We start from the raw sequence: 25,076 nt of genomic DNA, 5'->3' as shown, positions 1-25,076 counted from the left end.
CAGAAGGAAACCACCCATGGCTCACGACGCGCCCCAGGCCACCGGCCCCAGCAAGCTGGTGATCCGCAATATCGGGCTGTTGCTGTCGGGAGCCCTGGAGAAGCCGATCCTCGATGCCGACACCATCGTCGCCGAGAACGGCAAGATCACTGCGATCGGCCGTCTCAAGGACGTCGACACCGAGGGCGCCACCACCATCGTCGATGCCAACGGCACGACGGTGGCGCCCGGCCTGATCGACAGCCACGTCCATCCGGTCGCCGGCGACTGGACGCCACGGCAGAACCAGATCAACTGGATCGACAGCTATCTGCATGGCGGCGTCACCACCATGATTTCCGCCGGCGAGGTCCACATGCCCGGGCGGCCGCGCGATGTGGTCGGCGTCAAGGCGATGGCGATCTTCGCCCAGCGCGCGTTCTGGACGCTGCGGCCGGGCGGCGTGAAGGTGCATGCCGGCGCGCCGGTGATCGAATGCGAGATGGTCGAGGACGATTTCAAGGAAATGGCCGCCGCCGGCGTCAAGCTACTCGGCGAGGTCGGGCTCGGCGGCGTCAAGGACGGCCCGACCGCGCGCAAAATGGTCGGCTGGGCGCGCAAATACGGCATTCAGAGCACCATCCACACCGGCGGCCCCTCGATCCCCGGCTCCGGCCTAATCGACAAGGACGTGGTGCTGGAGGCCGACACCGACGTGGTCGGCCACATCAATGGCGGCCACACCGCCCTGCCCGACGACCAGATCCGCTGCATCTGCGAGGGCTGCAAGCGCGGGCTCGAGCTGGTGCACAACGGCAACGAGCGCTCGGCGCTGTTCACGCTGCGCACCGCGCGCGAGATGGGCGATTTGCACCGCGTCATCCTCGGCACCGACGCGCCGGCCGGCTCCGGCGTGCAGCCGCTCGGCATTTTGCGCATGGTGTCGCTATTGTCGTCGCTCGGCGACCTGCCCGCCGAGCTCGCCTTCTGCCTCGCCACCGGCAACACCGCGCGGATGCGCGAGCTCGATTGCGGCCTGATCGAGGTCGGCCGTTCCGCCGATTTTGTCCTGATGGACAAGGCGCAGCATTCGCCCGGCAAGAACATCCTGCACAGCGTGCAGCTCGGCGATCTCCCGGGCATCGGCATGACCATCATCGACGGCATCGTCCGCACCCAGCGCAGCCGCAACACGCCGCCGGCGGGCAAGGTGCCGGAGATCGTGGCGAAGTAACGCGCACAATTGACAACCCGTCACCCTGAGAGGGTGTGAAGCTTTGTCCTCACCCACCGCTGTCATCGCCCGGCCTGTGCGCGATTGCGCACATGGACCGGGCGATCCAGTACGCCGCGGCCTCTCGGTTCATTCACCACTGCCTCTGGAATACTGGATCACCCGCCTGCGCGGGTGATGACACCGAGCAAGTTGAGCAAAACAACCCGTCACCCTGAGGTGGCCGCTTCTTCAGCGGCCCTCGAAGGGTCGACGGCCACAGTCGGGCCGTGCATCCTTCGAGGCTCGCAAGAGCTCGCACCTCCAGCGACAAAGGCGAAGCCTTTGCGCGGGGATGACGGTGATGCATTTTGTGCCAGCTCAGCTGACCGGCCACCGCGCCGTGCGGCTTTGCCGCGCCGGCGCCGTCACCGAAGCTTGTTTTCAGCTGTCACCGTTGCGGTGTAGTCTGCCCCAAAGCGAACCTTAGCCGGCAGCACTCGCAAGAGGCATTTCGATCCGGATTTTAAGTTCTTGCTGCTGCATGCCGCCGTGCCGTGTTGATCAACATCACACAATCAGGAGGGCAGCCGATGACGATGAGGCCAGATCCCACGTTCCACGCCTCGCCGAAGCTGGCGATGGAAGCCCCAGTCGAGAATTTTGCCTACACCGTGCTACTCAGCCCGGATCATTCGAAGCCGGACGCGCTCGCCGTGATCGACGTCAAGCGGGGCTCGCCGACCTACAGCAAGATCGTCCACACCGTGACGATGCCCAACAAAGGCGACGAGTTCCACCATTTCGGCTGGAACGCCTGCTCGTCGGCGCTGTCGCCGCTCGCCGGCCACGCTTTCCTCGAGCGCCGCTATCTCATCATTCCCGGGATGCGATCCTCCCGAATCTATATCATCGACACCAAGCCGGATCCGACGCAGGCGAAAATCCACAAGATCATCGAGCCCGAAGAAGTCTTCAAGAAGACCGGCTACTCGCGGCCGCACACCATTCACTGCGGGCCGGAGGGCATCTATGTCTCGACGCTCGGCGGCGGCGGCAAGGACGGCACCGACGGACCGCCCGGCATCTTCATCATGGATTGCGAGAGCTTCGAGGTGCTCGGCCGCTGGGAGATCGATCGCGGCTCGCAGACCAAGCATTATGACTTCTGGTGGAACCTGCCGCGCGACTACATGGTGAGCAGCGAGTGGGCGCTGCCGCCGCAATTCGAGAACGGCATCGTGCCGGAGGACCTGCTGTCGAACAAATACGGCCACCGGCTGCATTTCTGGGATCTGCGCGCGCGGCGCAACGTCCAGACCATCGACCTCGGCGCCAACCATCAGATGGCGCTGGAGGTGCGGCCGGCGCATGATCCGATCCGCGAGCACGGTTTTGTCGGCGTCGTGGTCGACACCACCAACCTCGAGGGCTCGATCTGGACCTGGTGGCGTGAGGGCGGCCAGTTTCACATCGAGAAGACGGCGACGATCCCGCCCGAGCCCGCGCCGAAGGACAAGCTGCCGCCGCTGCTGCAGGGTTTTGGCGCGGTGCCGCCGCTGGTCACCGACATCGACCTGTCGATGGACGACCGGTTCCTCTACGTCTCCTGCTGGGGCACCGGCGAGATGCGGCAATACGACGTCTCCGATCCGCGCAAGCCGAAGCTTGCCGGATCAGTCCGGATCGGCGGCATCGTCGGACGCGCGCCGCATCCGAACGGACAGGCCTTTGCCGGCGGCCCGCAGATGGTCGAGATCAGCCGCGACGGCAAGCGGGTGTACTGGACCAATTCGCTGTACTCGACCTGGGACGACCAGTTCTATCCGAACGGCATTCCCGGCGCCGAGGTGATGGCGAATGTCGGCGCCAATGGCGGCCTCGAGCTGGCCAAGGACTTTTGGGTCGGCCTCCCCGACGGCTACCGCGCGCACCAGATACGGCTCGACGGCGGCGACTGCTCGACCGACTCGTTCTGCTATCCGTCGGTCTGAATGTGAGTGCGGCCGACTGGACGCTGGCCTCGCTGTGGCTGGCGGTGATCGCGAGCGGCCTCTACCACGGCATCAACCCGGGAATGGGCTGGCCGCTCGCCGTATCGGCCGGCCTGATGCAACGAAGCTCGCGCGCGCTCGTTGCCGCGCTCGGGCCGCTCGCAATCGGTCACCTGCTGGCGATGCTGCTGGTGATCCTGCCGTTCGCGATGCTGGCCGCGCTGGTCGAATGGCAACGCCCGATCCGGATCGCCGCGAGCCTGCTCGTCATCGCCTTCGGCATCTACCGGCTGCTCGACCGCCGCCATCCCCGGGCGCTGGCGCGGATCCCGCCGGCGCAGCTCGGCCTGTGGTCGTTCGCGGTCGCGATCGCCCACGGCGCCGCGCTGATGTTGGTGCCGATCTATCTCGGGCTCTGCGAGGCCGCCGATGCCGATCGTGGCCACGCGGCCGCCGGCGCGCTGATCAATGCCAACCTGACGATGGCGCTGCTGGTCTCCGTGGTCCATGCCGGCGCGATGATCATCGCCGGCGGCTGTTTGGCGTGGCTGGTCTATCGATACCTCGGGCTGAAGTTCGTATCGCGAAGCTGGTTCAACCTCGATGCGGTCTGGGCCGGCAGCCTGGTGCTGGTGGGTGCCGTCGCGCTGGTGCTTGGCGCGGCAGCGTAAGTCCAGCCGTCATTGCGAGGAGCGAAGCGACGAAGCAATCCGTCCTTCCGCGTATGTGGAGCGATGGATTGCTTCGCGGAGCCTGTCATCGGGCGCGCGTTCGCGCGACCCGTTGGCTCGCAATGACGGAAACGTTTGCGTTAGCGCAGCCTGCTCAGCAGCGCGATCAGCGTCTCGCGCTCCTTGGCGTCGAGTGGGGCCAATGTCTCCTTGGAGATCGCATGCGCGTGCGGAGCGGCCTTTTCGGCCATCTGCTGGCCGGCGCGGGTGAGACTCACGAGCAGGCGGCGGCCGTCGTCGGGATCGGGCGACGTTTCCGTGAGGCCGCGCGCGGTCAGGCGGTCGATCACGCCCTTGATGGTCGCGACATCCATCGAGGTCAGCCGCCCGAGCTGGTTCTGCGAGCAGGCGCCGACCTCCGCGAGCTTCGACAGCGCGGCCCATTGCGTCGGCGTCAGATTGATGCCGATCTCGCGGGCGAAGATCACGGCATGGCGCTGCGACACCTGGCGCAGGATAAAGCCGATCTGCTCGTCCAGCACATAACCCGGCTTCGACGCCTTGCCGTTTCGCTTTTGTGCAGCTACCTTCGCCATGGTCCACCCCGCCCCTACAGCGACAGATGCGCGTCGCGGATATCGGGCCGCGCGTCGAGCTCGGCCATGGTGCCGCCGAAGCAGATCCGGCCGCGCTCGATGATGTAGGCGCGATCGGAGATCAGCCGGGCAAAATGCAAATTCTGCTCGGACACCACGATGCTCACGCCCTCCTTCTTCATGGCGAGGATCGCATCGACCATCTGCTCGACGATCTTCGGCGACAGGCCCTCCGACGGCTCGTCGAGCAGCACCAGCGACGGATTGCCCATCAGCGTGCGCGCGATGGTCAGCATCTGCTGCTCGCCGCCGCTCATGCGGCCGCCGGGCCGGTTGCGCATCTCGCCGAGATTGGGAAACAGCTTGAACAGTTTTTCGCGGTCCCATTGCGGCGCGCCCGCCCGCTTCGGCTGGCGGCCGACCTCGAGGTTTTCCTCCACCGTCAGGTCCGTAAAGATGCGCCGTTCTTCCGGCACGTAGCCGAGGCCGCCGCGCACGATCGCATGGGTCGGCTCGCGCGAGACGTCCTTGCCCTCGAACATGATGCGGCCGGAGCGGTTCTCGACCAGGCCGACGATGGAGCGGAACGTGGTCGACTTGCCGGCGCCGTTGCGGCCGAGCAGCGCCACCACCTCGCCCTCGCCGACCTCCAGCGCGATATCGAACAGGATATGCGCCGGGCCGTAAAAGCTGTTGAGATCATTCACCGTGAGCTTCATGCGGAGGCTCCCTCACGGTGCCGGGCGTCGTAGACCAGGCCTTCGCCGAGATAGATCGCCTGCACCTGGGCGTTGCCGCGGACCTCCTCGGGCGAGCCTTCGGCGATCAGGCTGCCGCGGTTCAGCACCAGGATGCGGTCGGCATGCTCGAACACCACGTCCATGTCGTGCTCGGTAAACAGCACGCCGATCGACTGTTCGCGCGCGATCCGCGCCGTGAGCCGCATCAGTTCGACGCGCTCGCGCGGCGCCATGCCGGCGGTCGGCTCGTCCATCAAGAGCAATTTGGGCTGGTTGGCGAGCGCGATCGCAAGCTCCAGCCGCTTGAGGTCGCCATAGGCGAGTTCGCCGCAGGGCCGTTCGGCATAGGCGCCCATGCCGACCAGATCGAGCAGCCGGCCGGCCTCGTCGCGCGCGTGCTTCGCGGTCGAGGCCCACAGGTTGAACAGCTCGCCGCCGTGCGAGACTAGCGCGACCTGCACGTTCTCGCGCACCGTCATCGTCGGGAAAGTCGCAGTGATCTGGAAGGTGCGGCCGACGCCCATCCGCCAGATCACCCGCGGCTTCTTGCCGGTGATCTCCTCGCCAAGCAGCCGGACCCGCCCGGAATCCGGAATGATCTGGCCGTTCAGCGCGTTGAAGCAGGTGCTTTTTCCCGCACCGTTCGGCCCGATCAGCGCCAGGATCTCGCCGGCGCGCAACTCGAACGAGACGCCGCGCATGGCATGCACGCCGCCATAGGATTTTGTCAGTTCCTCGACCGACAGCAACGTGGGGGCCATGCTCATTCGGCGGTCTCGATGCGGGAGGTGAGCACTGACGAAGCCGACGAGGCGGACTTGCGCCGGCGATGCAGGAAGGTCTCGAGCGTACCGACGATGCCCTTCGGGAAGGCCACCACGATCAGCACGACGAAGCCGCCGAGCACGAGTTTCGACAGATCGGTCTGGCTGACCAGCCAGATGTTGAGCGCCTTGTAGACGATGGCGCCGATCACCGCGCCCGACACCGTCTCGACGCCGCCGAGCAGCACCATGACCAGTGCATCCACCGAGAGCGAGATGCCCATATTGTCCGGGAAGACGCTGCCCTTCAGGTAGGCGAACAGCGCGCCGGCGACGCCGGCCACGGTGCCCGCGATCACGAAGGCGGTCCACTGGATGCGCTTGCTGTTGATGCCGATGGCCTCGCTGCGCAGCGGAGAGTCGCGCGTCGCACGCAGCGCAAAGCCGAACGGCGAGAACACGATGATGCGGAGAATGACGACCGCCAGCGCGGCAATGCCGAGCGACAGCCAGTAGAAGCGCGACGGGCTCGCCACCCAGCTCGCCGGCCAGACGCTGAGGATGCCGTTGTCGCCGCCGGTTACCGACACCCACTGGAACGCGATCGACCAGACGATCTGGGCGAAGGCCAGCGTCAGCATCGCGAAGTAGACGCCGGAGAGCTGCACGGCGAAGAAGCCGAACACGGCCGCGCCGAGCAGCCCGACGATCGGCCCGAGCAACAGGCAGACGATCATCGGCAGGCCCGCCTTGGTGGCGAGCAGCGCCACGCCGTAGGAGCCGAGCCCGAAATAGGCGGCGTGGCCGAACGAGGCCAGCCCGCCGACCGACATCAGGAAATGCAGGCTGGCCGCGAAGATCACGAAGATCGCGATCTCCGAGCCCACCGTGAGCAGATACGGGCTATTAAGCACCGGCAATGCGGCGGCGACCAGCAGCGCCGCAATCGCGGCGAAGCGTTCGTTCGTGGTCAGCGGCCGCCACGGATTGACCGTCAGGCCCGGCGTGCGCCGCGCCGGCGCCTCCGGCTTGCCGAACAGGCCCCACGGCCTGACGATCAGCACCACCGCCATCACCAGGAACACCAGGATGATGGAAATTTTCGGAAAGATCAGGATGCCGAAGGCGTTGAGCTCCGACACCAGCACTGCGGCGACGAAGGCGCCGATGATGCTGCCGAGGCCGCCGATCACCACCACGACGAAGACCTCGACGATGATCCGCAGGTCCATCGCGTGATTGACTGCATCACGCGGAATCTGCAGCGCGCCGCCGAGCGCGGCGAGGAAAACGCCGAGCGCGAACACGCTGGTGAACAGCCATTTCTGATTGACGCCGAGCGCCGCCACCATGTCGCGGTCCTGGGTCGCCGCGCGCACCAGGATGCCCCATCGGGTGCGCTGGAACAGCAGCCAGAGAATGCCGAGCACGACCGGCCCGAGTGCGATGAGGAACAGATCGTAGCTTGGAATGTTCTGGCCGAAGAAATCGATCGCGCCCTTGAAGCCGGGCGCGCGGCGGCCGACCAGATCGTCCGGGCCCCAGATCAGCACCACGAGGTCCTCGACCATCAGCGTCAGGCCGAAGGTCGCGAGCAGCTGGAACAGTTCGGGCGAATGGTAGATCCGGCGCAGCAGCACCATCTCGACCAGCACGCCGATCACCGCCACCGCCAGCGCCGCGGCGACGATGCCGCCCCAGAAACCGAGCGCGCCCGAGAAACGCTCGGTCAGCGTGAAGGCGACATAGGCGCCGAGCATGTAGAACGCGCCATGGGCAAAGTTCACGATCCGCGTCACGCCGAAGATGATCGACAGGCCAGAGGCGACCAGGAACAGCGACGCCGCGCTGGCAAGACCGGTCAGGAACTGGACGACGTAAAAAGCCATGGGCGGTCCGCGTTGGAGATCACAAGCATCACTTCGTAGGGCGGGTTAGCGCAGCGTAACCCGCCCTTGCACCACGAGGCGGTGGGTTACGCCTTCGGCTAACCCACCCTACAGGTCTTCCCTTCACCTCTCCCCGCAAGAGCGGGGAGAGGGAGAAGTCTGCAGTCTCAATCCTTCGGCCGCAGCTTTTCGATTTCGGCGTCGCTGGGCAGATAGTCGGAGCCCTTGCGGTAGGCGCTATCGACCATGATGCCCTTGCCGTCCTTGAGCGCGGTCTTGCCGGTGAAGGCGCCCAGGGTCGACTGGTGATCGATCTTGCGGAAGGTGATCTCGCCGAACGGCGACGGCATCGAGATGCCCTCAGCCGCAGTGATCAGCTGCTCCGGATCGGTCGAATTGGCCTTGGCAAGGATCGCGGCCGCAGCCTTGATGGTCTGGTAGCCGACGATCGAGCCGAGCCGCGGGTAATCGTTGTACTTGCCCTGATAGGCCTTCAGGAACGCGTCGTGCTCCGGCGTCTTGATCGCGTACCAGGGATAGCCGGTGACGATCCAGCCCTCGGGCGTCTCGTCCTTGAGCGGATCGAGATATTCCGGCTCGCCGGTCAGGAAGCTCACCACCTTGCGGTCCTTGAACAGGCCTCGCGTATTGCCCTCGCGGACGAGCTTCACCAGATCGGCGCCAAAGGTGACGTTGAGGATCGCTTCCGGGCTCGCCGCGGCAACCGCCTGCACCACGGGGCCGGCGTCGATCTTGCCCTGCGGCGGCCACTGCTCGTCGACCCACTGGATGTCGGGCCGCTTCTCCGACATCAGCTTCTTGAACACCGCGACCGCCGACTGGCCGTATTCATAGTTCGGCGCGATCGTCGCCCAGCGCTTTGCCGGCAGCTTTGCGGCCTCCTCCACCAGCATCGCCGCCTGCATGTAGTTGGAGGGGCGCAGGCGGAAGGTGTAGCGGTTGCCCTTCGACCAGGTGATGGCGTCGGTCAGCGGCTCGGCCGCGAGGAAGAACACCTTCTTCTGGTTGGCGAAGTCGCTGACGGCAAGCCCGATGTTGGAGAGGAAGGTGCCCGCGAGCAGCGCGACCTTCTCGCTCGACACCAGCTCGTTTGCCGCGGTCTGCGCGTCCGCCGGCTTACCGCCGTCGTCCTTGGAGACGACGACGAGCTTCTTGCCGTTGATGCCGCCGGCGGAATTGATCTCTTCCACCGCGAGCTGCCAGCCCTTGCGGTAGGGCTCGGTGAACGCCGGCAACAAGGAATAACTATTTATCTCGCCGATCTTGATCTCGCTCTGCGCCAAGGCCTGTGTTGTCACGGCGCTGGTCGCCATGGTCGCAACCGCGATCGCCAGACCCGCCCCTACGAAATAACCACGCATCCCGTACCTCCAGTTTGTCTTCAAAGAGATTATCGCAATCCGTCTTCGCCCTTGATTTCGTCCACGGTCAGCCCGCCGACGCGCGGCAGCGGCCGGCCGCTGTCGGTCACCGCGACCGCGACCATGATCTCATTGGCGCGCGGCGCATCGTTGATCTGCACCTCCATGCCGTCGAAATGGCTGCGCACGAACGCCGCGTCCTTGTGGCCGAGCGGAATGTCCAGCGTGGTGCCGGGGCCCGAACGCTTCTTCGACGACGGGATCAGCGCGGCGCCCTTGGAGAGCACCTTGCGCACCGGCGCACCCATCTTCGGATGCAGGATCGCGGCCGCGTGCTCGAGCTCGCCGTTTTCGCCGACGGCGGCGGCTTTGCCATAGGAATGCGCCTTGGCGCCGTCGATGCCGAGCGCTGCGACCGCTCGCTTCGACAGCAATTCGCCGAGTTCCTCGCCAATCGCGATCAGCGGCGACAGGTCCTCGACATAGCGGCCGGCAAACGGATTTTCGATCACGGCGATCGCGGCGGCGCGCCGGGTCGGCGGCGCGATGGTCTTGCCCATCTCCAGATGGGTCTCCTCGACCACGGTGACGATCTTGCGAATGACGGCGCTCATTGTGCCTCGCTCCCGGTCATGCCTGCAGCATGCTTTGTATCGTTGTTCCCTGAAACGCGTGCGGTGCCGGCGCCTCGCGGCCAATTGCACCGACCAGCCGCGTTTCGCCCAGTAGACGCAATGCCGCGCCCTCGATCAATCCCGACGTCAGGAGCAGGCGCGCCTGCGCCGTACCCGCGTCAAGCGCCTGCTCGATCTCGTGGTCCGCCAGCGGCCCGACATCGCGGGTCACCAGCCGCGCGCCGAGATCGCTGTCCGGCTGCAATTCGTTTGCCGGAAGCCGGACGATCGCCGGATGGCCCGGCAGGTTGACCGCATTGGCAATGACCGTCGCCGCGGCGTCGGCCTGCGACGCGGTACGCGCCAGCACGGTGACGGCATCCGCAATGCCGAGCGAAAAGCTGCGGCCATGGCGACCGCTGGTCGCAATACCGCGGACCGGCATGTCGGCGTCGATGGTCGTGGTGCGCATCACCCCATGGCGGTCCGGGCGATCCATCAGGCCGACGCTGAACTGCTCCCCGCCGGCGAGATGCAGCGCGATATCGCCGCCATTGTTGACATAGGCGCGATCGAGCGCGGCTTCCTGCAGCATCGCACCGAGGATTTCCTCGGCAACCGAGCCCGCCACCGCCGCCATGGGCGTGATGAAGGAATCGGCGGCAAATGGCGCGACGGCGGCATGCATGCGCCGCGCGACCACGCCTTTCAGCGCGCAGTGATGTGGATCGGCCGCACTGCGCAACAAAGGCAACTCCGCACAGAGTTCATCCAGCAGGCCAGTGAACCGTTCCGCCGCCGCCCGATAGGCGGCGCTGACATCGGCGTCCCTGCCCTTCGCTCCAATGACCAGGTCAATCGGGCCGTCCTGCAAATGCAGCCGCTTGCCGTCGGGAAGAAGCGCGATTTGCGGGAGCCTCGTCATGCGCGCCGTCCCGGAATGTATGGCATCGGCCGGACCTCGGCGCTGTCGCGCAGCGAGGACAGCGGGCGGACATAATCCATGTGGCCGCCAAGGGCCGCATAGTCGGACAGCCGCATCGTGAACTCGATCGGCGCCACCAGCGCCGGCGTCGGCACGTAGCCGAACGCGCCGGCCGGCATCTGCGTGACATCGACCATGAAGGTGATGCCGCCGCCCGGCCAGACATAGACCGGCGCGCCGCCGCTGGTCACACGCGTCAGTGCGTCCTTGACCGAGCGCGTCAGCCGCACCGGATTGTCGGTGACGCCGGCGCGCAGCGAGCCGCCGGCGCCGCCCATGAACAGCACGGTGCACAGCGCCGGCTCGCAATTCTCTTGGATGCGCTCGACGGAAAATCTGAGATCCGCCGGCATCTCGGTCTCGACCGGCCGCAGCGCCTCGTCGAGCACGTAGTAGGAGGCGTGCTCGCCGGTGGTCGAGACCATCAGCATCGTCAACCCTGGCCGCGCCTCCTTCGGATTGAACGGGCCGAGGATCGATAAGGGATCGGAGATGTTGGTGCCGCCCCATCCGGTGCCGGGATCGGCGACCTGGAAATAGCGGCCGGGTGTCGAGCGCCGGCCCTTCATCTTGATGCCGGTGTCGGCGATGTCGAGCAATTTTCCGGCCTGGTGCTCGCTGAGCACGCCGGTGATGTGGTCGTCGACCACCACGACCTCGTCGACCTTGCCGTGCCATTGCTTGGCGAACATGCCGATGGTCGCCGAGCCGCAGCCGACCCGCATCCGCTCTTCCGGCACGCTGTTGACAATCGGCGGCTTGCCGGCCTGCACGATCACGGTGGCGCCGCCGTCGATGGTCAGCTCCACCGCCTTGCAGTTGGAGAGATCCATCAGCGTGTCGCAGGTGACGCGGCCTTCCTTCTTCGAGCCGCCGGTCAGGTGATGCACGCCGCCGAGCGACAGCATCTGCGAGCCGTATTCGCTGGTCGTGACGTGGCCGACCGCCTCGCCGTCGGCGCGCACCGTCGCGGTCTCCGGGCCGAGATAGCGGTCGGTGTCGATCTTCACCTTGACGCCGCAATAGGAGAAAATGCCCTCGGTCACCACCGTGACCATATCGACGCCGTCGACCTCGGACGACACGATGAACGGCGCCGGCTTGTAATCCGGATACGTCGTTCCGGCGCCGATCGCGGTGACGAAGATGTCGGGCTGGCGGACGATCTTGCCGTCCCAGTCGCCGCTCACCTGGAACGGCACCAGCTTGCCGCCATGCGATACCGTGCGCTCCAGCACCACGTGCGGATCGACGCGGATCAATGTTCCATCATGATTGGCATAGCGGTCGCAGGCGCCGGCCGCGCCCGGCTTGATGTAGCACATCACCGGACAGGCATCGCAGCGGATCTTGTCGCCGGCGGCGACGGTCATTGTGTCAGCCATCGTGACCAAGCCTGGACTTGTGGCGGCGGTCGATCATACTGCGCATCCCTCCGCCTCCGCCGATATCGTTCGTATACGAATGATCCTGCGCGGGAGCTTGCGGCCTGTCAAGCGGCCATTGCTGCCAAAAGCTGCCGCTGCCGAATAATAGCCCATTTGCCTAGCCGCCCTGTTCATAAAGCGGGCACGCGCTGCAGCGCGGCATGCCGCCGCTTGCACGTTTGTATACAAACGTTATCCTCCTTCGCGATCGCGCGCGCGTTGCAGCGCAAACACGAGGGAGAACGAGGGCGATGCGCCTGACCGTGAACGGCAGGGACCATGATGTCGACGCTGCTCCCGACACCGCATTGCTTTACGTGCTGCGCAACGATCTCGAACTGAACGGACCGAAATACGGCTGCGGTCTCGGCGAGTGCGGCGCCTGCGCGGTGCTGATCGACGGCGTCGCCGCGCGGTCCTGCGTGATCCCGATCGAAGGCTGCGTGGGGCGCGACATCGTGACGCTCGAAGGCCTCGGCAGCCGCGAGCATCCCGATCCGGTGCAGGACGCCTTCATCCGCGAACAGGCCGCGCAGTGCGGCTACTGCCTCAACGGCATGATCATCACCACCAAGGCGCTGCTGGCGCGCAACGCTGCGCCAAGCGAGCATGAGGTGCTGGAAGCGCTGCGCTACAATCTCTGCCGCTGCGGCGCGCATATCGAGATTGTCCGCGCCGCGATGCGCGCCGCCGGCCACGCGCTCGAGGCGCGCGATTGATGGCTGTGACCGAGCAACGCCAGCGCGGCTCGCTGTCGGTCGTGCGCCCCGCGGTGCTGGGCAGCGAAGGCGCGTTCGAGACCTTCATCTGCATCACCGCCGACGGCTCGGTCAACGCCTATAACGGCCACGTCGATCTCGGCACCGGCATCCGCACCGCGCTCGGCCAGATCGTCGCCGAAGAGCTCGACGTCTCCTTTGCCCGCGTCGTCGTGATCCTCGGCGACACCGCAACGGTGCCGAACCAGGGCGCGACGATTGCGAGCGAGACCATCCAGATCACCGCCGTCCCGCTGCGCAAGGCCGCCGCGCAAGCGCGGCATTTTCTGGTCGCGCGCGCGGCCGAGCGGCTGGAGCTGCCGATCGAGGAGCTCACGGTCGAGGACGGCCTGATCCGCGGCCATGACAACCGCAGCGTCAGCTATGGCGAATTGATCGCCGACGACACGATCCAGTTGGAGCTTGCCGACGACGTCCCGGTCAAGGCGGTGGATGCCTATTCCATCGTCGGCAAATCCCAGCCGCGCGTCGACCTGCCGGCGAAGGCCACTGGCGAGCTGGTCTATGTGCACGATGTGCGGGTGCCGGGCATGCTGCACGGCCGCGTCGTCCGCCCGCCCTATGCCGGCGTCGATGCCGGCCCGTTCGTCGGCACTAGCCTGATCGCGGTCGACGAAGCCTCGGTGCGCGATATCCCCGGCCTCGTCGCGGTCGTGCGGATCGGCGACTTCGTCGGCGTCGTCGCCGAGCGCGAGGAGAACGCGATCAAGGCGGCGGCGCAGCTCAAATTGAGCTGGAAGCCGGGTCCGGCGCTGACCGATCTCAGCGATATCGAGCAGGCGCTGCGCGCCAATCCGTCGACGCCGCGCCAACTGATCGACAAGGGCGATGTCGACGCCGCGATCGGCGCGGCCGCGAAGCCGATGCAGCGGACATATGTTTGGCCGTACCAGATGCACGGCGCGATCGGCCCATCCTGCGCGGTTGCCGATTACGGCGACGGCGCGATCCGGGTCTGGTCCGGCACGCAGAACCCGCACATCCTGCGCGGCGATCTCGCACTGCTGATCGAGCGGCCGGAGTCCGAGATCGACGTGATCAGGATGGAGGCGGCGGGCTGCTATGGCCGCAACTGCGCCGACGACGTCTCCGCCGATGCGCTGCTGCTGTCGCGCGCGGTCGGCCGCCCGGTGCGGGTACAGCTCACCCGCGAGCAGGAACATGCCTGGGAGCCGAAGGGCACCGCGCAGTTGATGGACGTCAATGGCGGGCTCAATGCCGACGGCAGTGTCGCCGGTTACGATTTTGCCACGCGCTATCCGTCAAACGGTGCGCCGACGCTGGCGCTGCTGCTCACCAGGCGGATCGCGCCTGAAGCCGCCGTGTTCGAGATGGGCGATCGCACCGCGATCCCGCCCTACGACTACGAGAACATGCGCGTCGTCGCCAACGACATGCCGCCGATCGTGCGCGCGTCCTGGTTTCGCGGCGTCTCGGCGCTGCCGAACACCTTTGCGCACGAGTCCTATATCGACGAGCTCGCCGCCGAAGCCAAGGTCGATCCGATCGAATATCGTTTGCGCTATCTGAAGGACAAGCGTGCGATCGATCTCGTCAACGCGGTCGCCGAGCGCGCCGGCTGGACGCCGCGTCCGGTGCGGCAAGAGCAGCAAGACGGCGACATCGTCCGCGGCCGCGGCTTCGCCTATGCGCTCTATGTGCACAGCAAGTTTCCCGGCTATGGCGCGGCGTGGTCGGCATGGATCGCCGACGTCGCGGTCAACAAGGCGACCGGCGACGTCAGCGTGACACGCGTCGTCGCCGGCCAGGACTCCGGGTTGATGATCAATCCGGAGGGCGTGCGCCACCAGATCGAGGGCAACGTCATCCAGTCCACCAGCCGCGCGCTGATGGAGGAAGTCTCGTTCGAGCGCGGCACGGCGCGGGAATGGGGCGCCTACCCCATCATCAAATTTCCGGAGCTGCCCAAGATCGACGTGCTGATGCTGCCGCGGCAGGATCAGCCGCCGCTCGGCGTCGGCGAGTCCGCCTCGGTGCCGAGCGCGGCGGCGATCGCCAACGCGATCTATGATGCGACCGGCGTGCGTTTTCGCGAGCTGCCGTTCACGCCGGAACGGATCTTGAAGGGATTGCACGGCGAGCAGCCCTCGGCGCCCGCTCCGCTCCCGCCGCCTGCCGCGCCGGCGCAACTCAACAAATGGCAGAACCCGATCGTCAAACGCAGCGGCATCCTCGCCGGTGTTGCGGCACTGTGCGCGGCGGCGATCGGCATCGGTGCCGCCGTGCTGCCGTGGCGCGCTATTGCGCCGATTGCTCAGCCCGATGCCTCAGTGTTTTCCGCCGCGACGATTGCGCGCGGCAAGGAGCTTGCGGCGCTCGGCGCCTGCGCGGTCTGCCACACCTCCGAGCATGGCATCTTGAACGCCGGCGGCCGCCCGCTGGAGACGCCGTTCGGCACCATCTACACCACCAACATCACACCCGATATCGACACCGGCATCGGCGCCTGGTCCTATCCCGCCTTCGAGCGCGCGATGCGCGAGGGCATCCATCGCGACGGGCGGCATCTCTACCCCGCGTTTCCATACACGCATTTTGCCAAGGCGAGCGACGCCGACCTGCAGGCGCTCTACGCCTACTTGATGGCGCAGGCGCCCGTGCGCGCCGAGACGCCGCAGAACACCCTCGCCTATCCATTCAACCTGCGTCCGCTGCTGGCCGGATGGAATGCGCTGTTCCACAGACCGGATACGTTCCAGCCCAATCCCGCCAAATCCGAAGCGTGGAATCGCGGCGCCTATCTGATCGAGGGTCTCGGCCATTGCAGCGCCTGCCACTCGCCGCGCAATGCGCTCGGCGCCGAACGGCAGGCCGCCTATCTTGCCGGCGGCTTAGCCGAGGGCTGGGAGGCGCCGGCGCTGACCTCGCTGTCGAAGGCGCCGATCCCCTGGAGCGAGGACGAGCTGTACGCTTACTTGCGCACCGGCGAGTCCCGCCTTCATGGCGTTGCCGCGGGCCCGATGGCGCCGGTGGTCAAGGAATTAGCCGCGCTGCCCGACCAGGACATCCGCGCGATGGCGGTCTACCTTGCCTCGTTCAACGAGGCCGCCGATCGGCCGGCCCACCATGCCTTGGCCGTGAAGCTCGAAACTACGACCGCCGTCACCACCGCCCCCTCCGTAGGCGCGCGGATCTATCAAGGCGCCTGCGCGGTCTGCCACGAGGTCGGAGGTCCCCCGCTGTTCGGCAGCCGGCCCTCGCTGGCGCTGAACAGCAATCTGCACAGCGAGGTGCCCGACAACCTGATCCAGGTGATCCTGCACGGCATCGCCAAGCCCGCGGCGAGCGATCTCGGCTACATGCCACCCTTCAAGGACAGCATGAGCGACGGCCAGGTCGCCGAGCTGGTCGGCTTCCTCAGGCGGCAATTCGCCCCCGGCAAGCCGGAATGGACCGGCGTTGCTGCGACGATCGGCCGTATCCGGCAGACCATAGCGCGCTGAGCTGCCATGTTCCGCCCAAAACCCACTGGGCGGGCGGCGTCCGGCAGGCTAAGGTTCCCGCATGACGGTCACAGATATTGCAACCCGGACCTACAACCACGGCTGGCGGCTCGATCCGATCGTGCGCAGCCTGCTCGACACCGATTTCTACAAGCTGTTGATGCAGCAGATGATCCGGGAGTGCTATCCGGACACGCGCACCACCTTTTCGGTGATCAACCGCTCCACCCACATCAAGCTCGCCGAGGTCATCGACGAGGGCGAGCTGCGCGCCCAGCTCGACCACGCCCGCACCATCCGTTTTTCCAAGAAGGAGCTGATCTGGCTCGCCGGCAACACGTTCTACGGCAAGACCCAGATGTTCTCGCCCGACTTCATCAACTGGCTCTCGACCTTCCGCCTGCCCGAATACGAGCTGCACAAGGTCGACGGCCAGTATGAGCTGCATTTCCACGGGCCCTGGACCCACACCACGATGTGGGAGATCCCGGCGCTCGCGATCCTCAACGAGCTGCGCTCGCGCGCGGCGACCAAGGACTACGGCCGCTTCGCGCTCGACGTCATCTACGCCCGCGCCAAAGCAAAGCTGTGGGCCAAGGTCGAGCGGCTGCGAAAGCTCGACGGCCTGCGGCTGTCCGATTTCGGCACGCGCCGCCGCCACGGTTTTCTGTGGCAGCGCTGGTGCGTCGAGGCGGTCAAGGAAGGCCTCGGCTCCTCCTTCACCGGGACGTCGAACGTGCTGCTCGCGATGGACAACGATCTCGAAGCGATCGGCACCAACGCGCATGAGCTGCCGATGGTGGCCGCCGCGCTCGCCAATTCCGACGAGGAGCTGCGCTGGGCGCCCTACCGCATCCTCGACCAGTGGCGCCACACCTATGGCGGCAACCTTTTGATCGCGCTGCCCGACGCGTTCGGCACAAAGCCGTTTTTGCGCGACGCGCCGGACTGGGTGGCGGACTGGACCGGCTTTCGTCCCGACAGCGCGCCGCCGATCGCAGCCGGCGAGGACATCATCACCTGGTGGAAGCAGAAGGGCCGCGATCCCCGTGAGAAGCTCTTGGTGTTCTCCGACGCGATGGACGTCGGCTCGATCGAGGACACCTACCATCACTTCAGGGGACGCGTCCGCATCAGCTTTGGCTGGGGCACCAACCTCACCAATGATTTCGTCGGCTGCGCGCCCGACGGCTCGACCGAGCTCGACCCGATCTCGATCGTCTGCAAGGTAACGTCGGTCGACGGCCGCCCGGCCGTCAAGCTCTCCGACAATCCGGAGAAGGCGACCGGCATCCCGTCCGAGGTCGAGCGCTATTTGCGCGTATTCGGCAATATCGGCCGCGTTCGTACCGCAGTTCACGTCTAACATAGCGTTTTCAAGCGAAGTGGACCCCGGTTCGCGTAAAGAAAACGCGTCAAACAAAAGACTCCTCGCGAACGAACCATCCTCACCGACTGATCACACGAGTTTCGCATGCCCGCACCCAAGCCGCCTGCCTTCGAAACCCTGAGCCTGCATGCCGGCCAGCGCCCCGATCCCGCGACCGGCGCCCGCGCGGTACCGATCTATCAGACCACGTCCTACGTGTTCCAGGATGCGGATCATGCCGCAGCGTTGTTCAATCTCGAACGCGCCGGCCACATCTATACCCGCATCTCCAACCCGACGACCGCAGTCCTCGAAGAGCGCATCGCCGCGCTGGAATGCGGCGTCGGCGCGATCTGCACCGCCAGCGGCATGGCCGCGATGCATCTCGCCATCGCAACCCTGCTCAATGCCGGCGACCACATCGTCGCCTCCGCCTCGCTCTATGGCGGCACCATCAACATCCTCGCGCATACCCTGCCGCGCTTCGGCATCACCACCACCTTCGTGAAGCCACGGGCGCTGGACGATTTCCGCGCCGCGATCAGGCCGAACACCCGGCTGGTGATCGGCGAGACCATCGGCAATCCCGGCCTTGAGGTGCTGGATATCCCCGCGGTCGCGCAGATTGCACATGACGCGAAGATCCCGCTGCTGATCGACAACACCTTTGCGACGCCCTATCTCAGCCAGCCGATCGAGCTCGGCGCCGACATCACGATGAACTCGGCGACTAAATGGATGGGCGGCCACGGCATCGCCATCGGCGGCGTCATCGTCGACGGCGGCCGCTTCGACTGGCGCGCATCGGGAAAATTTCCGCAGCTCACCGAGCCCTATGCCGGCTATCACGGCATCGTCTTCGACGAGCAGTTCGGCAAGGCCGCCTTCATCATGCGCGCCCGCACCGAAGGCTTGCGCGATTTCGGCGCCTGCCTGTCGCCGACCAACGCGTTCCAGCTCTTGCAAGGCATCGAGACGCTCGGTGTCCGCATGGACCGTCACGTCAGCAACACCAGCGCCGTGCTCGACTTCCTGACCGCGAACAAGGCGGTCGACTGGGTGCTGCATCCGTCGCTGGAGAGCCATCCGGACTATGCGCTCGCCAAGAAGCTGCTGCCGCGCGGCGCCGGCTCGATCGTCAGCTTCGGCATCAAGGGCGGCCGCGCCGCCGGAAAGAAGTTCATCGAGTCGTTGAAGCTGATCAGCCATCTCGCCAATGTCGGCGACGCCAAGACGCTGGTGATCCATCCGGCCTCGACCACGCATCAGCAGATGGACGCCGACCAGCTCAAGGCCGCCGGGATCGGCGAGGAGCTAGTGCGGCTGTCAGTCGGCATCGAAACCGCGCAGGACATCATCGACGATCTCGGCCAGGCGCTGCGCGCCTCGCAAAGGACTTGAGCCATGCAGCTTTCCGTCAACGGATCGGACACCTTCATCGCCACCGGCGGCAAGCCGTTCGACCCTTCGCTGCCGGCGGTGGTGATGCTGCACGGCGCCGGCTTCGATTCCTCGACCTGGGCGCTGCACAGCCGCTGGTTCGCCCACCACGGGTTCTCCGTGCTGGCGCCCGACCTGCCCGGCCACGGCCGCTCCGCCGGCAAGCTGCTGGCGACGATTGCCGAGATGGCCGACTGGACCGCAGCGCTGATCACGGCGGCCGGCGCAGTGAAGGCCCGGCTGATCGGCCACTCGATGGGCTCGCTGATCGCGCTCGAGACTTCGGCGCGGCATCCGGACAAGGTCTCCGGCCTGGCGCTGATCGGCACCGCGGCGACCATGACGGTTGGCCCCGATCTGCTCAAGGCCGCCGAGGCCAACGATGCGGCCGCGATCGACATGGTCTCGATCTGGGGCCTCGGCTTCAAGGCCGAGCTCGGCGGCAGCCTCGCGCCCGGGATGTGGATGCACCAGGGCGCGCAGCGGGTGCTGCAGGAGGCGAAGCCCGGCGTGCTGTACAACGACCTCAACGCCTGCAACGCCTACCAGAACGCGCTGGCGGCCGCCGCGCAGGTCAGGGTGCCCGCGACCTTCGTACTCGGCGAGCGCGACATGATGACCCCGCCCAAGGCCGGCAAGACCCTCGCCGCGGCGACGCCGAATGCGCGGACCGTGGTGCTGCCGGGTGCCGGCCACATGATGATGGTCGAGCAGCCGGACGAGCTGCTGGCGGCGCTGCGGTAGCGCTGCCGCGAACTACTCTTCCCTTCTCCCCTTTTGGGAGAAGGTGGCGCGCAGCGCCGGATGAGGGGTTGTCTCCACAGATGCGCTCGCGGAGAGATACCCCTCACCCCGCTTCGCTACGCGAAGCGAGCCTCTCCCACAGGGGGAGAGGGTGCAGCGGAGCCCGCGGATGGGCTCTCATTCACTACCGCTTCGCCCTCACTGCTTCGCGGGCTTCCGTTCGATTGGATGGATGTCGATCGCGCGGAGACGGCCGAGGCGGAGGACGTCCATCGACAGCTTCCGATCGATCCGGCTGTGATCGAGCGCGCGGATCAGGTCGTCGACGCCGTGGATCTCGACGCCGTCGAGCCTGATCGCGACGTCGCCCGGCAATAGCCCTGCCCGCGCCGCGGGGCTGTCCGGCTCGATCTGCATCAGCAGCGCGCCCATCTTGTTCTCGACACCCGCGAGCACGGCATGACGCCGCGGCACCGGCGCGGTCTGGCCGGCGACCCCGATGAAGGCGCGGCGCACATAGCCGTGGCGGATGATCTCCGACAGCACGAACTGCGCGGTGTTGCTGGCGACCGCAAAGCAGATGCCCTGCGCGCCGTTGATGATCGCGGTGTTGATGCCGATCACCTCGCCCTGCGACGACACCAGCGGCCCGCCGGAATTGCCCGGATTGAGCGCGGCATCGGTCTGGATCACGTCCTCGATGGTCCGTCCGCTGATCGAGCGGATTGAGCGTCCCAGCGCCGAGACCACGCCGGCGGTCACCGTCGATTCGAAGCCGAGCGGATTACCGATCGCGACCACGAGCTGGCCGCGCCGCAAGGTCTTGGAATTGCCGAGCGAGGCATAGGGCAGATCGCGCGCGCCATCGGCGCGCAGCAGCGCGAGGTCGGTGTCGGGATCGACGCCGAGCACATGGGCGTCCGTGACGAAACCCTCGGTGTCGCGCAGCCGGATCTCCCTCGACGAGCCGACCACGTGGCTGTTGGTCAGCACGAACCCGTCGGGCGAGATCACGATGCCCGAGCCGAGCCCGCCGCGCTCGCGCGCGTTGCGCACTTTCGGCCCGGTCTCGACCCGGACCACGGCCGGGCCGACCCGTTCGGTGACGTCGATCACGGCATTGGAATAGGCATCCAGCAACACCCGGTCATCCGGGGCAGCATCGGCCGTCCGCGGTGACGGCCTGTCACCGGCGGCATCTGAGGTAAAATCCAGCATGGCGAGATTCCTTTGGTCTCCTCAGATGGTGACCGGTTCCCGCCGCCGCAAGTGGTTACCCGCCGCGCAGCCCTGCCCGCCTTCACCTCTCCCTTGGGAGAGGTCGGCGCGTAGCGCCGGGTGAGGGGCTGTGGTCCCTCATTCGCGCCGCGGCCCCTCACCCGATTTGCTAACACAAATCGACCTCTCCCCGTCGGGGAGAGGTGAACCAGACCGCCTCACATCACGACGCCCGCCGCAGCGTGCCGCCGCGGGCCTTGACCGGATCGAGCAGCGACCAGTCGCCGTCCGGCAGCACATGACCCTTCGGGAATGGGGCGCGCAGCTCGAGCCCGAGCGAGCGTAGCACGCGGTCGTCGCGGTAGTAGCATTGCAGCACGACCCGGACCAGCGTAGCGGCCGGCGCTCCGCCGGCGGCACGAAACTCCTGCACCACCGCGTCGCGCTTCACCTCGTCGAGCTCGGCGAGCGGCTTGCCGGCAAGCTTCGCCAGGTGGTCGAGCGCCCTCGCCACCAACGCGGCGTCGCGGCCGAGCGTCGCCAGCATGTCGGCCTGGATCGCGGGGTCGTCGGCCCCCGGCACCTTGTACTCGGAGCTTTCGGGAATGATCATCGCGGCGACGGTGCGGAGGTCGGCACGCTCTGCTGCGGTCAGTTCTTTGCTGTCGGACATGTCGGTCTCAATCGAACAGGTTGGCTAGGCGCTGCTTCATCTGGTCGGCGATGTAGAGCGCGAGGGCCTGGATGGTGGAGGTCGGGTTGACGCCGCCCGAGGTGACGAAGATGCTGCCGTCGACGATGAACAGGTTCTTCACGTCGTGCGAGCGGCCCCATTCGTTGACCACGGAACGGTCAGGATCGGTACCCATCCGCGCAGTGCCGAGCAGATGCCAGCCGCCCCACGGGATCGGCGAGTTGATGCACAGATCGGTCGCGCCGGCGGCTTCGAGCACCTCGCGGCCGCGTGCCAGCGCGTGGTCCATCATCTTCCGGCTGTTCTCGCTGATCGTGTAGTCGATCTTCGGCGCGGGAATGCCGTGGCCGTCCTTCAGTTCAGGATCCAGGGTGACGCGGTTGTGCTCCTCGGGAAGATCCTCGCAGATCGCGGAGAAGCCGAGCCGGTGCCCGTTCAGCCTGCGGAAGACGCGGTGGTGATCCTTGCCCCAGGGCAAGATGCCCTTCTGCTCGCTGACCACGGCCTCGAACACCGGCCCTGCGCCGCGCACGAACTGGACGCCGTAGCCGCGGACGAAGCCGCGAGAGAGGTCGGTGTCATACCACTCCTTGCTCCACAGGCAGGTCGGCGGCGCGCGGTTGGAGTCGGTCGGCTCGGCGACATAGCCGTAGATCTGCGCATAGGGATGGAACATCAAATTCTTGCCGACTAGGCCCGACGAGTTGGCGAGCCCGTTCGGAAATTTTCCCGAGACCGAGTTGAGCAGCAGCCGCGGCGTGCCGACGCCGTTGCAGGCGACGATCACGACCTCGGCGGGCTGAAACTGTTCGACGCCGTCCTTGTCGTAGTAGACGACGCCGGTCGCCATGCCCTCGTCGTTGGTCAGGATCTCGCGCACCCGGCAATGCGTCTTCAACTCGACGCCGGCGCGGATCGCATGCGGCCAGTAGGTGATGTCGGTCGACGCCTTCGCGCCCTGCGCGCAGGCCGGCGTGCAGTGGCCGAGATTGATGCAGCGCGCCCTGCCCTCGTAGTCCATCGTCGCGACCGTCGTGTCCGACGGCCACCAGTGCCAGCCGAGCTTGTTCATTGCCCGGCCGATCAGCGGACCGGACAGGCCGAGCGGTTGCGGCGGCATCGGCGGATGCGACAGCGGCGACAGCGGATCGCCCGATAGGCCCGAAGTGCCCATCATGCGGTCGTTCTCCTCGAAGAACGGGGTGAGCGCGTCGTAGTCGATCGGCCAGTCGTCGGCGACGCCGTCGAGCGTCTTCACCTTGAAATCCGATGGATGCAGCCGCGGCCAGTGCGCGGTGTACATCACGGTCGAGCCGCCGACGGCGTTGTAGTTCACCACCTTGATCGGCGAGTTGTCGTCGTTGATCGGGTAATCCTCCGGCCGTTTGCGGACGTTCGGGCTCGACGACCATTCGCCGTAGAACTTCGCTTCCCAGTCGCGGCCGGTGCTCGGATATTCTGATGGATTCATCCAGCCGCCCTGATCGAGGCAGAGGATATGCATCCTGGTGTCGGCGAGGCTCCAGGCCACCGCGGCGCCGGAGGCGCCGGCGCCGATGATCAGGACGTCAACGGGATCGTTCTTCATTCTTGTTCCTTGTTCTCACCATCCCGTCATTCCGGGGCGATGCGAAGCATCGAACCCGGAATCTCGAGATTCCGGGTTCACGCTTCGCGCGCCCCGGAATGACTTGCAAACAAAATTCAATTCACGATTCTCACCGGCAAGCTTCGTATACCGCGGATGAAATTGGAATAGAGCCTTTGCGGCGGGCCCATGATCTCGAAACGCAGATCACGCGCCAGAACCTCCTCCCAGAGGATGCGGAGTTGCTGCTCGGCGAGGCGGTCGCCGACGCAGCGGTGGATGCCGGCGCCGAAGGCGAGATGCTGGCGCGGCTTGGCACGGTCGATGATGAATTCGTCGGCGCGCTCGATCTTGTCCTCGTCGCGGTTGCCGGAGATGTACCACATCACCACCTTGTCGCCCTGCTTGATCCGGCGGCCGGCGAGCTCGACATCGTTGCGCGCGGTGCGGCGCATGTGCAGCACCGGCGTGTGGTAGCGGATGGTCTCGGAGACGAGGTTCGGGATCAGCTCATGCCGGGCGCGCACCAGCTCGAACTGTTCGGGGTTTTCGCACAGCGCCAACAGCCCCGCGCTCATGGAATTGCGCGTGGTGTCGTTGCCGCCGACGATCAGCAGTCCGATGGTGCCGATGAACTCGCGCGGCTCCAGGTTTCGCGTCGCCGGCGAATGCGCCAGCATCGAGACCAGGTCGAAGGTCGGCGGCGCATCGATCCGGGCGTCCCACAGCTTGCGGAAATATTCGCCCATCTTGATCAGCTCGGCGGTGCGTTCGGCCTCCGAATGCACCACCGCGTCCGGTGACTCGATATTGGCGATCGCGACATCCGACCACCAGGTCAGCTTGGCGCGATCCTCAAAGGGGAAATCGAACAGCGTCGCCAGCATCATGTTGGTGAGTTCGACCGAGACCCGCTCCGCCCAGTCGAACGTCTCGCCACGCGGAAGCGCGTCGAGCACGGCGGATGTGCGGGTGCGGATCAGCGCCTCGAAATTGGCGAGGTTCGACGGCGCCACGATCGGCGCCACCGTGCGGCGCTGCGCGGTGTGGCCGGGCGGGTCCATCCGGATGAAGCTCGGCCGCTCCTGGCCCTTCGGCTGATCGGCGACCTGGATGCCGCCGAGCTCGGAGGCGGAGGAATAATTCTGGTGATCGAGCTCGACCGCAAAGATGTCGTCGTAGCGCGTCACCGACCAATACGGCCCGTAGGGCGAGGCCTCGCAGTAATGCACGGGATCGTCGCGACGCAGTTGCGCGAATAGCGGGCGCCAGGTGTCGTCCTGATAGAGGTGGGGGTCGCTGACGTCCGAAGACGTCGGCCTGCGCAGCGCCTCTCCCATCGCTTGCCTCCCGCCGGTTCCGTCGCCGCTTCGTGGGCGATCGTGTTGCCGGAACGATAGAGGGAATCCCGCGGCGGAGTAAAGCCGTGGGGCGTGCGTCCGCCGCACGGAATGTCGCATCTGGGACGGCGAACCCGGCAAATCGCGATAGCAGCCCCGCTTTGCAATGTTTGTCGGCGGCGGCGA

20 protein-coding genes are annotated in these 25,076 nt (G+C 66.4%); 8 read left to right on the top strand and 12 right to left on the bottom strand.

Going from position 1 to position 25,076, the window contains the following annotated elements; translation table 11 throughout:
* Positions 1-16 precede the first annotated feature (16 nt).
* The 3 genes from XH93_RS13680 (at position 17) to XH93_RS13670 (ending at position 3,857) form a co-directional block, all read left to right on the top strand.
* The gene (locus XH93_RS13680) at positions 17-1,213 is read left to right on the top strand and encodes an amidohydrolase family protein (protein WP_194473909.1); all 1,197 of its coding nucleotides are present in this window, start codon (positions 17-19) and stop codon (positions 1,211-1,213) included.
* A gap of 572 nt (positions 1,214-1,785) precedes the next feature.
* The gene (locus XH93_RS13675) at positions 1,786-3,186 is read left to right on the top strand and encodes a selenium-binding protein SBP56-related protein (protein ID WP_139481622.1); all 1,401 of its coding nucleotides are present in this window, start codon (positions 1,786-1,788) and stop codon (positions 3,184-3,186) included.
* Positions 3,187-3,188: 2 nt separating this feature from the next.
* Positions 3,189-3,857: a hypothetical protein gene (locus XH93_RS13670; protein ID WP_194473908.1), complete on the top strand. Its 669-nt coding sequence runs from the start codon at positions 3,189-3,191 to the stop codon at positions 3,855-3,857.
* 140 nt (positions 3,858-3,997) lie between these two features.
* On the opposite strand, the gene XH93_RS13665 is transcribed toward XH93_RS13670, so the two are convergent.
* The 8 genes from XH93_RS13665 to XH93_RS13630 form a co-directional block, all read right to left on the bottom strand.
* On the bottom strand, positions 3,998-4,453 hold the full coding sequence (locus tag XH93_RS13665; protein ID WP_194473907.1) for a MarR family winged helix-turn-helix transcriptional regulator: 456 nt from the start codon (positions 4,451-4,453) through the stop codon (positions 3,998-4,000).
* Positions 4,454-4,467: 14 nt separating this feature from the next.
* Positions 4,468-5,172 carry an ABC transporter ATP-binding protein gene (locus XH93_RS13660; protein WP_139481625.1) on the bottom strand — a complete coding sequence of 235 codons (705 nt, stop codon included), beginning with the start codon at positions 5,170-5,172 and terminating at the stop codon, positions 4,468-4,470.
* Positions 5,169-5,960, bottom strand: a complete 792-nt coding sequence (locus tag XH93_RS13655; RefSeq protein WP_194473906.1) for an ABC transporter ATP-binding protein — start codon at positions 5,958-5,960, stop codon at positions 5,169-5,171. Before XH93_RS13655 ends, XH93_RS13660 begins: the two co-directional genes overlap by 4 nt.
* Complete coding sequence (locus tag XH93_RS13650; RefSeq protein WP_194473905.1) at positions 5,957-7,846, bottom strand: ABC transporter permease; 1,890 nt, start codon at positions 7,844-7,846, stop codon at positions 5,957-5,959. The genes XH93_RS13655 and XH93_RS13650 overlap by 4 nt, the downstream gene beginning before the upstream one ends.
* Positions 7,847-8,013: 167 nt before the next feature.
* Entirely contained in the window at positions 8,014-9,228 is a 1,215-nt protein-coding gene (locus XH93_RS13645; protein ID WP_194473904.1) for an ABC transporter substrate-binding protein, read from the bottom strand.
* Between the two features lie 29 nt (positions 9,229-9,257).
* Entirely contained in the window at positions 9,258-9,842 is a 585-nt protein-coding gene (locus XH93_RS13640) for an amino acid synthesis family protein (protein WP_066516275.1), read from the bottom strand.
* Between the two features lie 16 nt (positions 9,843-9,858).
* On the bottom strand, positions 9,859-10,767 hold the full coding sequence (locus tag XH93_RS13635; RefSeq protein WP_194473903.1) for a UPF0280 family protein: 909 nt from the start codon (positions 10,765-10,767) through the stop codon (positions 9,859-9,861).
* The gene (locus tag XH93_RS13630; protein ID WP_194473902.1) at positions 10,764-12,212 is read right to left on the bottom strand and encodes a 6-hydroxynicotinate reductase; all 1,449 of its coding nucleotides are present in this window, start codon (positions 12,210-12,212) and stop codon (positions 10,764-10,766) included. The genes XH93_RS13635 and XH93_RS13630 overlap by 4 nt, the downstream gene beginning before the upstream one ends.
* 293 nt (positions 12,213-12,505) lie before the next feature.
* Between XH93_RS13630 and XH93_RS13625 the strand changes: the two genes are divergently transcribed.
* From XH93_RS13625 to XH93_RS13605, 5 genes are all read left to right on the top strand, one after another.
* Complete coding sequence (locus tag XH93_RS13625) at positions 12,506-12,973, top strand: (2Fe-2S)-binding protein (RefSeq protein ID WP_194473901.1); 468 nt, start codon at positions 12,506-12,508, stop codon at positions 12,971-12,973.
* Positions 12,973-16,497 (top strand): molybdopterin cofactor-binding domain-containing protein, encoded by a 3,525-nt coding sequence (locus tag XH93_RS13620; protein WP_194473900.1) that lies wholly within the window; start codon positions 12,973-12,975, stop codon positions 16,495-16,497. Before XH93_RS13625 ends, XH93_RS13620 begins: the two co-directional genes overlap by 1 nt.
* A 61-nt stretch (positions 16,498-16,558) precedes the next feature.
* Positions 16,559-17,863, top strand: coding sequence for a nicotinate phosphoribosyltransferase (pncB, locus tag XH93_RS13615; RefSeq protein WP_194473899.1), 1,305 nt, complete (start codon positions 16,559-16,561; stop codon positions 17,861-17,863).
* 108 nt (positions 17,864-17,971) lie between these two features.
* The gene (locus XH93_RS13610; protein ID WP_194473898.1) at positions 17,972-19,267 is read left to right on the top strand and encodes an O-acetylhomoserine aminocarboxypropyltransferase; all 1,296 of its coding nucleotides are present in this window, start codon (positions 17,972-17,974) and stop codon (positions 19,265-19,267) included.
* Between the two features lie 3 nt (positions 19,268-19,270).
* Entirely contained in the window at positions 19,271-20,050 is a 780-nt protein-coding gene (locus XH93_RS13605; protein WP_194473897.1) for an alpha/beta fold hydrolase, read from the top strand.
* A 198-nt stretch (positions 20,051-20,248) separates the two neighbouring features.
* Here the strand turns inward: XH93_RS13605 and XH93_RS13600 are convergent, their stop codons facing one another.
* From XH93_RS13600 to XH93_RS13585, 4 genes are all read right to left on the bottom strand, one after another.
* Positions 20,249-21,268 (bottom strand): S1C family serine protease, encoded by a 1,020-nt coding sequence (locus XH93_RS13600; protein ID WP_194473896.1) that lies wholly within the window; start codon positions 21,266-21,268, stop codon positions 20,249-20,251.
* A 223-nt stretch (positions 21,269-21,491) separates the two neighbouring features.
* A complete protein-coding gene (locus tag XH93_RS13595) occupies positions 21,492-21,941 on the bottom strand; it encodes a hypothetical protein (protein ID WP_194473895.1) in 450 nt (149 codons plus the stop codon).
* Positions 21,942-21,948: 7 nt separating this feature from the next.
* Positions 21,949-23,550 (bottom strand): GMC family oxidoreductase, encoded by a 1,602-nt coding sequence (locus XH93_RS13590; protein ID WP_194473894.1) that lies wholly within the window; start codon positions 23,548-23,550, stop codon positions 21,949-21,951.
* Between the two features lie 116 nt (positions 23,551-23,666).
* Positions 23,667-24,890: a cytochrome P450 gene (locus XH93_RS13585; protein WP_194473893.1), complete on the bottom strand. Its 1,224-nt coding sequence runs from the start codon at positions 24,888-24,890 to the stop codon at positions 23,667-23,669.
* Positions 24,891-25,076: the final 186 nt, after the last annotated feature.

The sequence above is a fragment of the Bradyrhizobium sp. CCBAU 51753 genome, from assembly GCF_015291565.1.
GTDB classification, from domain to species: Bacteria; Pseudomonadota; Alphaproteobacteria; order Rhizobiales; family Xanthobacteraceae; genus Bradyrhizobium; species Bradyrhizobium ivorense.
The sequence above is the reverse complement of the archived record's forward strand: the minus strand, read 5'-3'. Positions and strand labels throughout refer to the sequence as shown.

Excerpts from the sequence above, each read along its gene's own strand:
- XH93_RS13675 (WP_139481622.1), top strand. The coding sequence starts at position 1,786 with ATGACGATGAGGCCAGATCCCACGTTCCACGCCTCGCCGAAGCTGGCG.
- XH93_RS13660 (WP_139481625.1), bottom strand. The coding sequence starts at position 5,172 with ATGAAGCTCACGGTGAATGATCTCAACAGCTTTTACGGCCCGGCGCAT.
- XH93_RS13665 (WP_194473907.1), bottom strand. The coding sequence starts at position 4,453 with ATGGCGAAGGTAGCTGCACAAAAGCGAAACGGCAAGGCGTCGAAGCCG.
- XH93_RS13620 (WP_194473900.1), top strand. The coding sequence starts at position 12,973 with ATGGCTGTGACCGAGCAACGCCAGCGCGGCTCGCTGTCGGTCGTGCGC.
- XH93_RS13610 (WP_194473898.1), top strand. The coding sequence starts at position 17,972 with ATGCCCGCACCCAAGCCGCCTGCCTTCGAAACCCTGAGCCTGCATGCC.
- XH93_RS13605 (WP_194473897.1), top strand. The coding sequence starts at position 19,271 with ATGCAGCTTTCCGTCAACGGATCGGACACCTTCATCGCCACCGGCGGC.
- XH93_RS13645 (WP_194473904.1), bottom strand. The coding sequence starts at position 9,228 with ATGCGTGGTTATTTCGTAGGGGCGGGTCTGGCGATCGCGGTTGCGACC.
- XH93_RS13585 (WP_194473893.1), bottom strand. The coding sequence starts at position 24,890 with ATGGGAGAGGCGCTGCGCAGGCCGACGTCTTCGGACGTCAGCGACCCC.
- XH93_RS13635 (WP_194473903.1), bottom strand. The coding sequence starts at position 10,767 with ATGACGAGGCTCCCGCAAATCGCGCTTCTTCCCGACGGCAAGCGGCTG.
- XH93_RS13590 (WP_194473894.1), bottom strand. The coding sequence starts at position 23,550 with ATGAAGAACGATCCCGTTGACGTCCTGATCATCGGCGCCGGCGCCTCC.
- XH93_RS13650 (WP_194473905.1), bottom strand. The coding sequence starts at position 7,846 with ATGGCTTTTTACGTCGTCCAGTTCCTGACCGGTCTTGCCAGCGCGGCG.
- XH93_RS13680 (WP_194473909.1), top strand. The coding sequence starts at position 17 with ATGGCTCACGACGCGCCCCAGGCCACCGGCCCCAGCAAGCTGGTGATC.
- XH93_RS13655 (WP_194473906.1), bottom strand. The coding sequence starts at position 5,960 with ATGAGCATGGCCCCCACGTTGCTGTCGGTCGAGGAACTGACAAAATCC.
- XH93_RS13630 (WP_194473902.1), bottom strand. The coding sequence starts at position 12,212 with ATGGCTGACACAATGACCGTCGCCGCCGGCGACAAGATCCGCTGCGAT.
- XH93_RS13600 (WP_194473896.1), bottom strand. The coding sequence starts at position 21,268 with ATGCTGGATTTTACCTCAGATGCCGCCGGTGACAGGCCGTCACCGCGG.
- XH93_RS13625 (WP_194473901.1), top strand. The coding sequence starts at position 12,506 with ATGCGCCTGACCGTGAACGGCAGGGACCATGATGTCGACGCTGCTCCC.
- XH93_RS13595 (WP_194473895.1), bottom strand. The coding sequence starts at position 21,941 with ATGTCCGACAGCAAAGAACTGACCGCAGCAGAGCGTGCCGACCTCCGC.
- XH93_RS13640 (WP_066516275.1), bottom strand. The coding sequence starts at position 9,842 with ATGAGCGCCGTCATTCGCAAGATCGTCACCGTGGTCGAGGAGACCCAT.
- pncB (WP_194473899.1), top strand. The coding sequence starts at position 16,559 with ATGACGGTCACAGATATTGCAACCCGGACCTACAACCACGGCTGGCGG.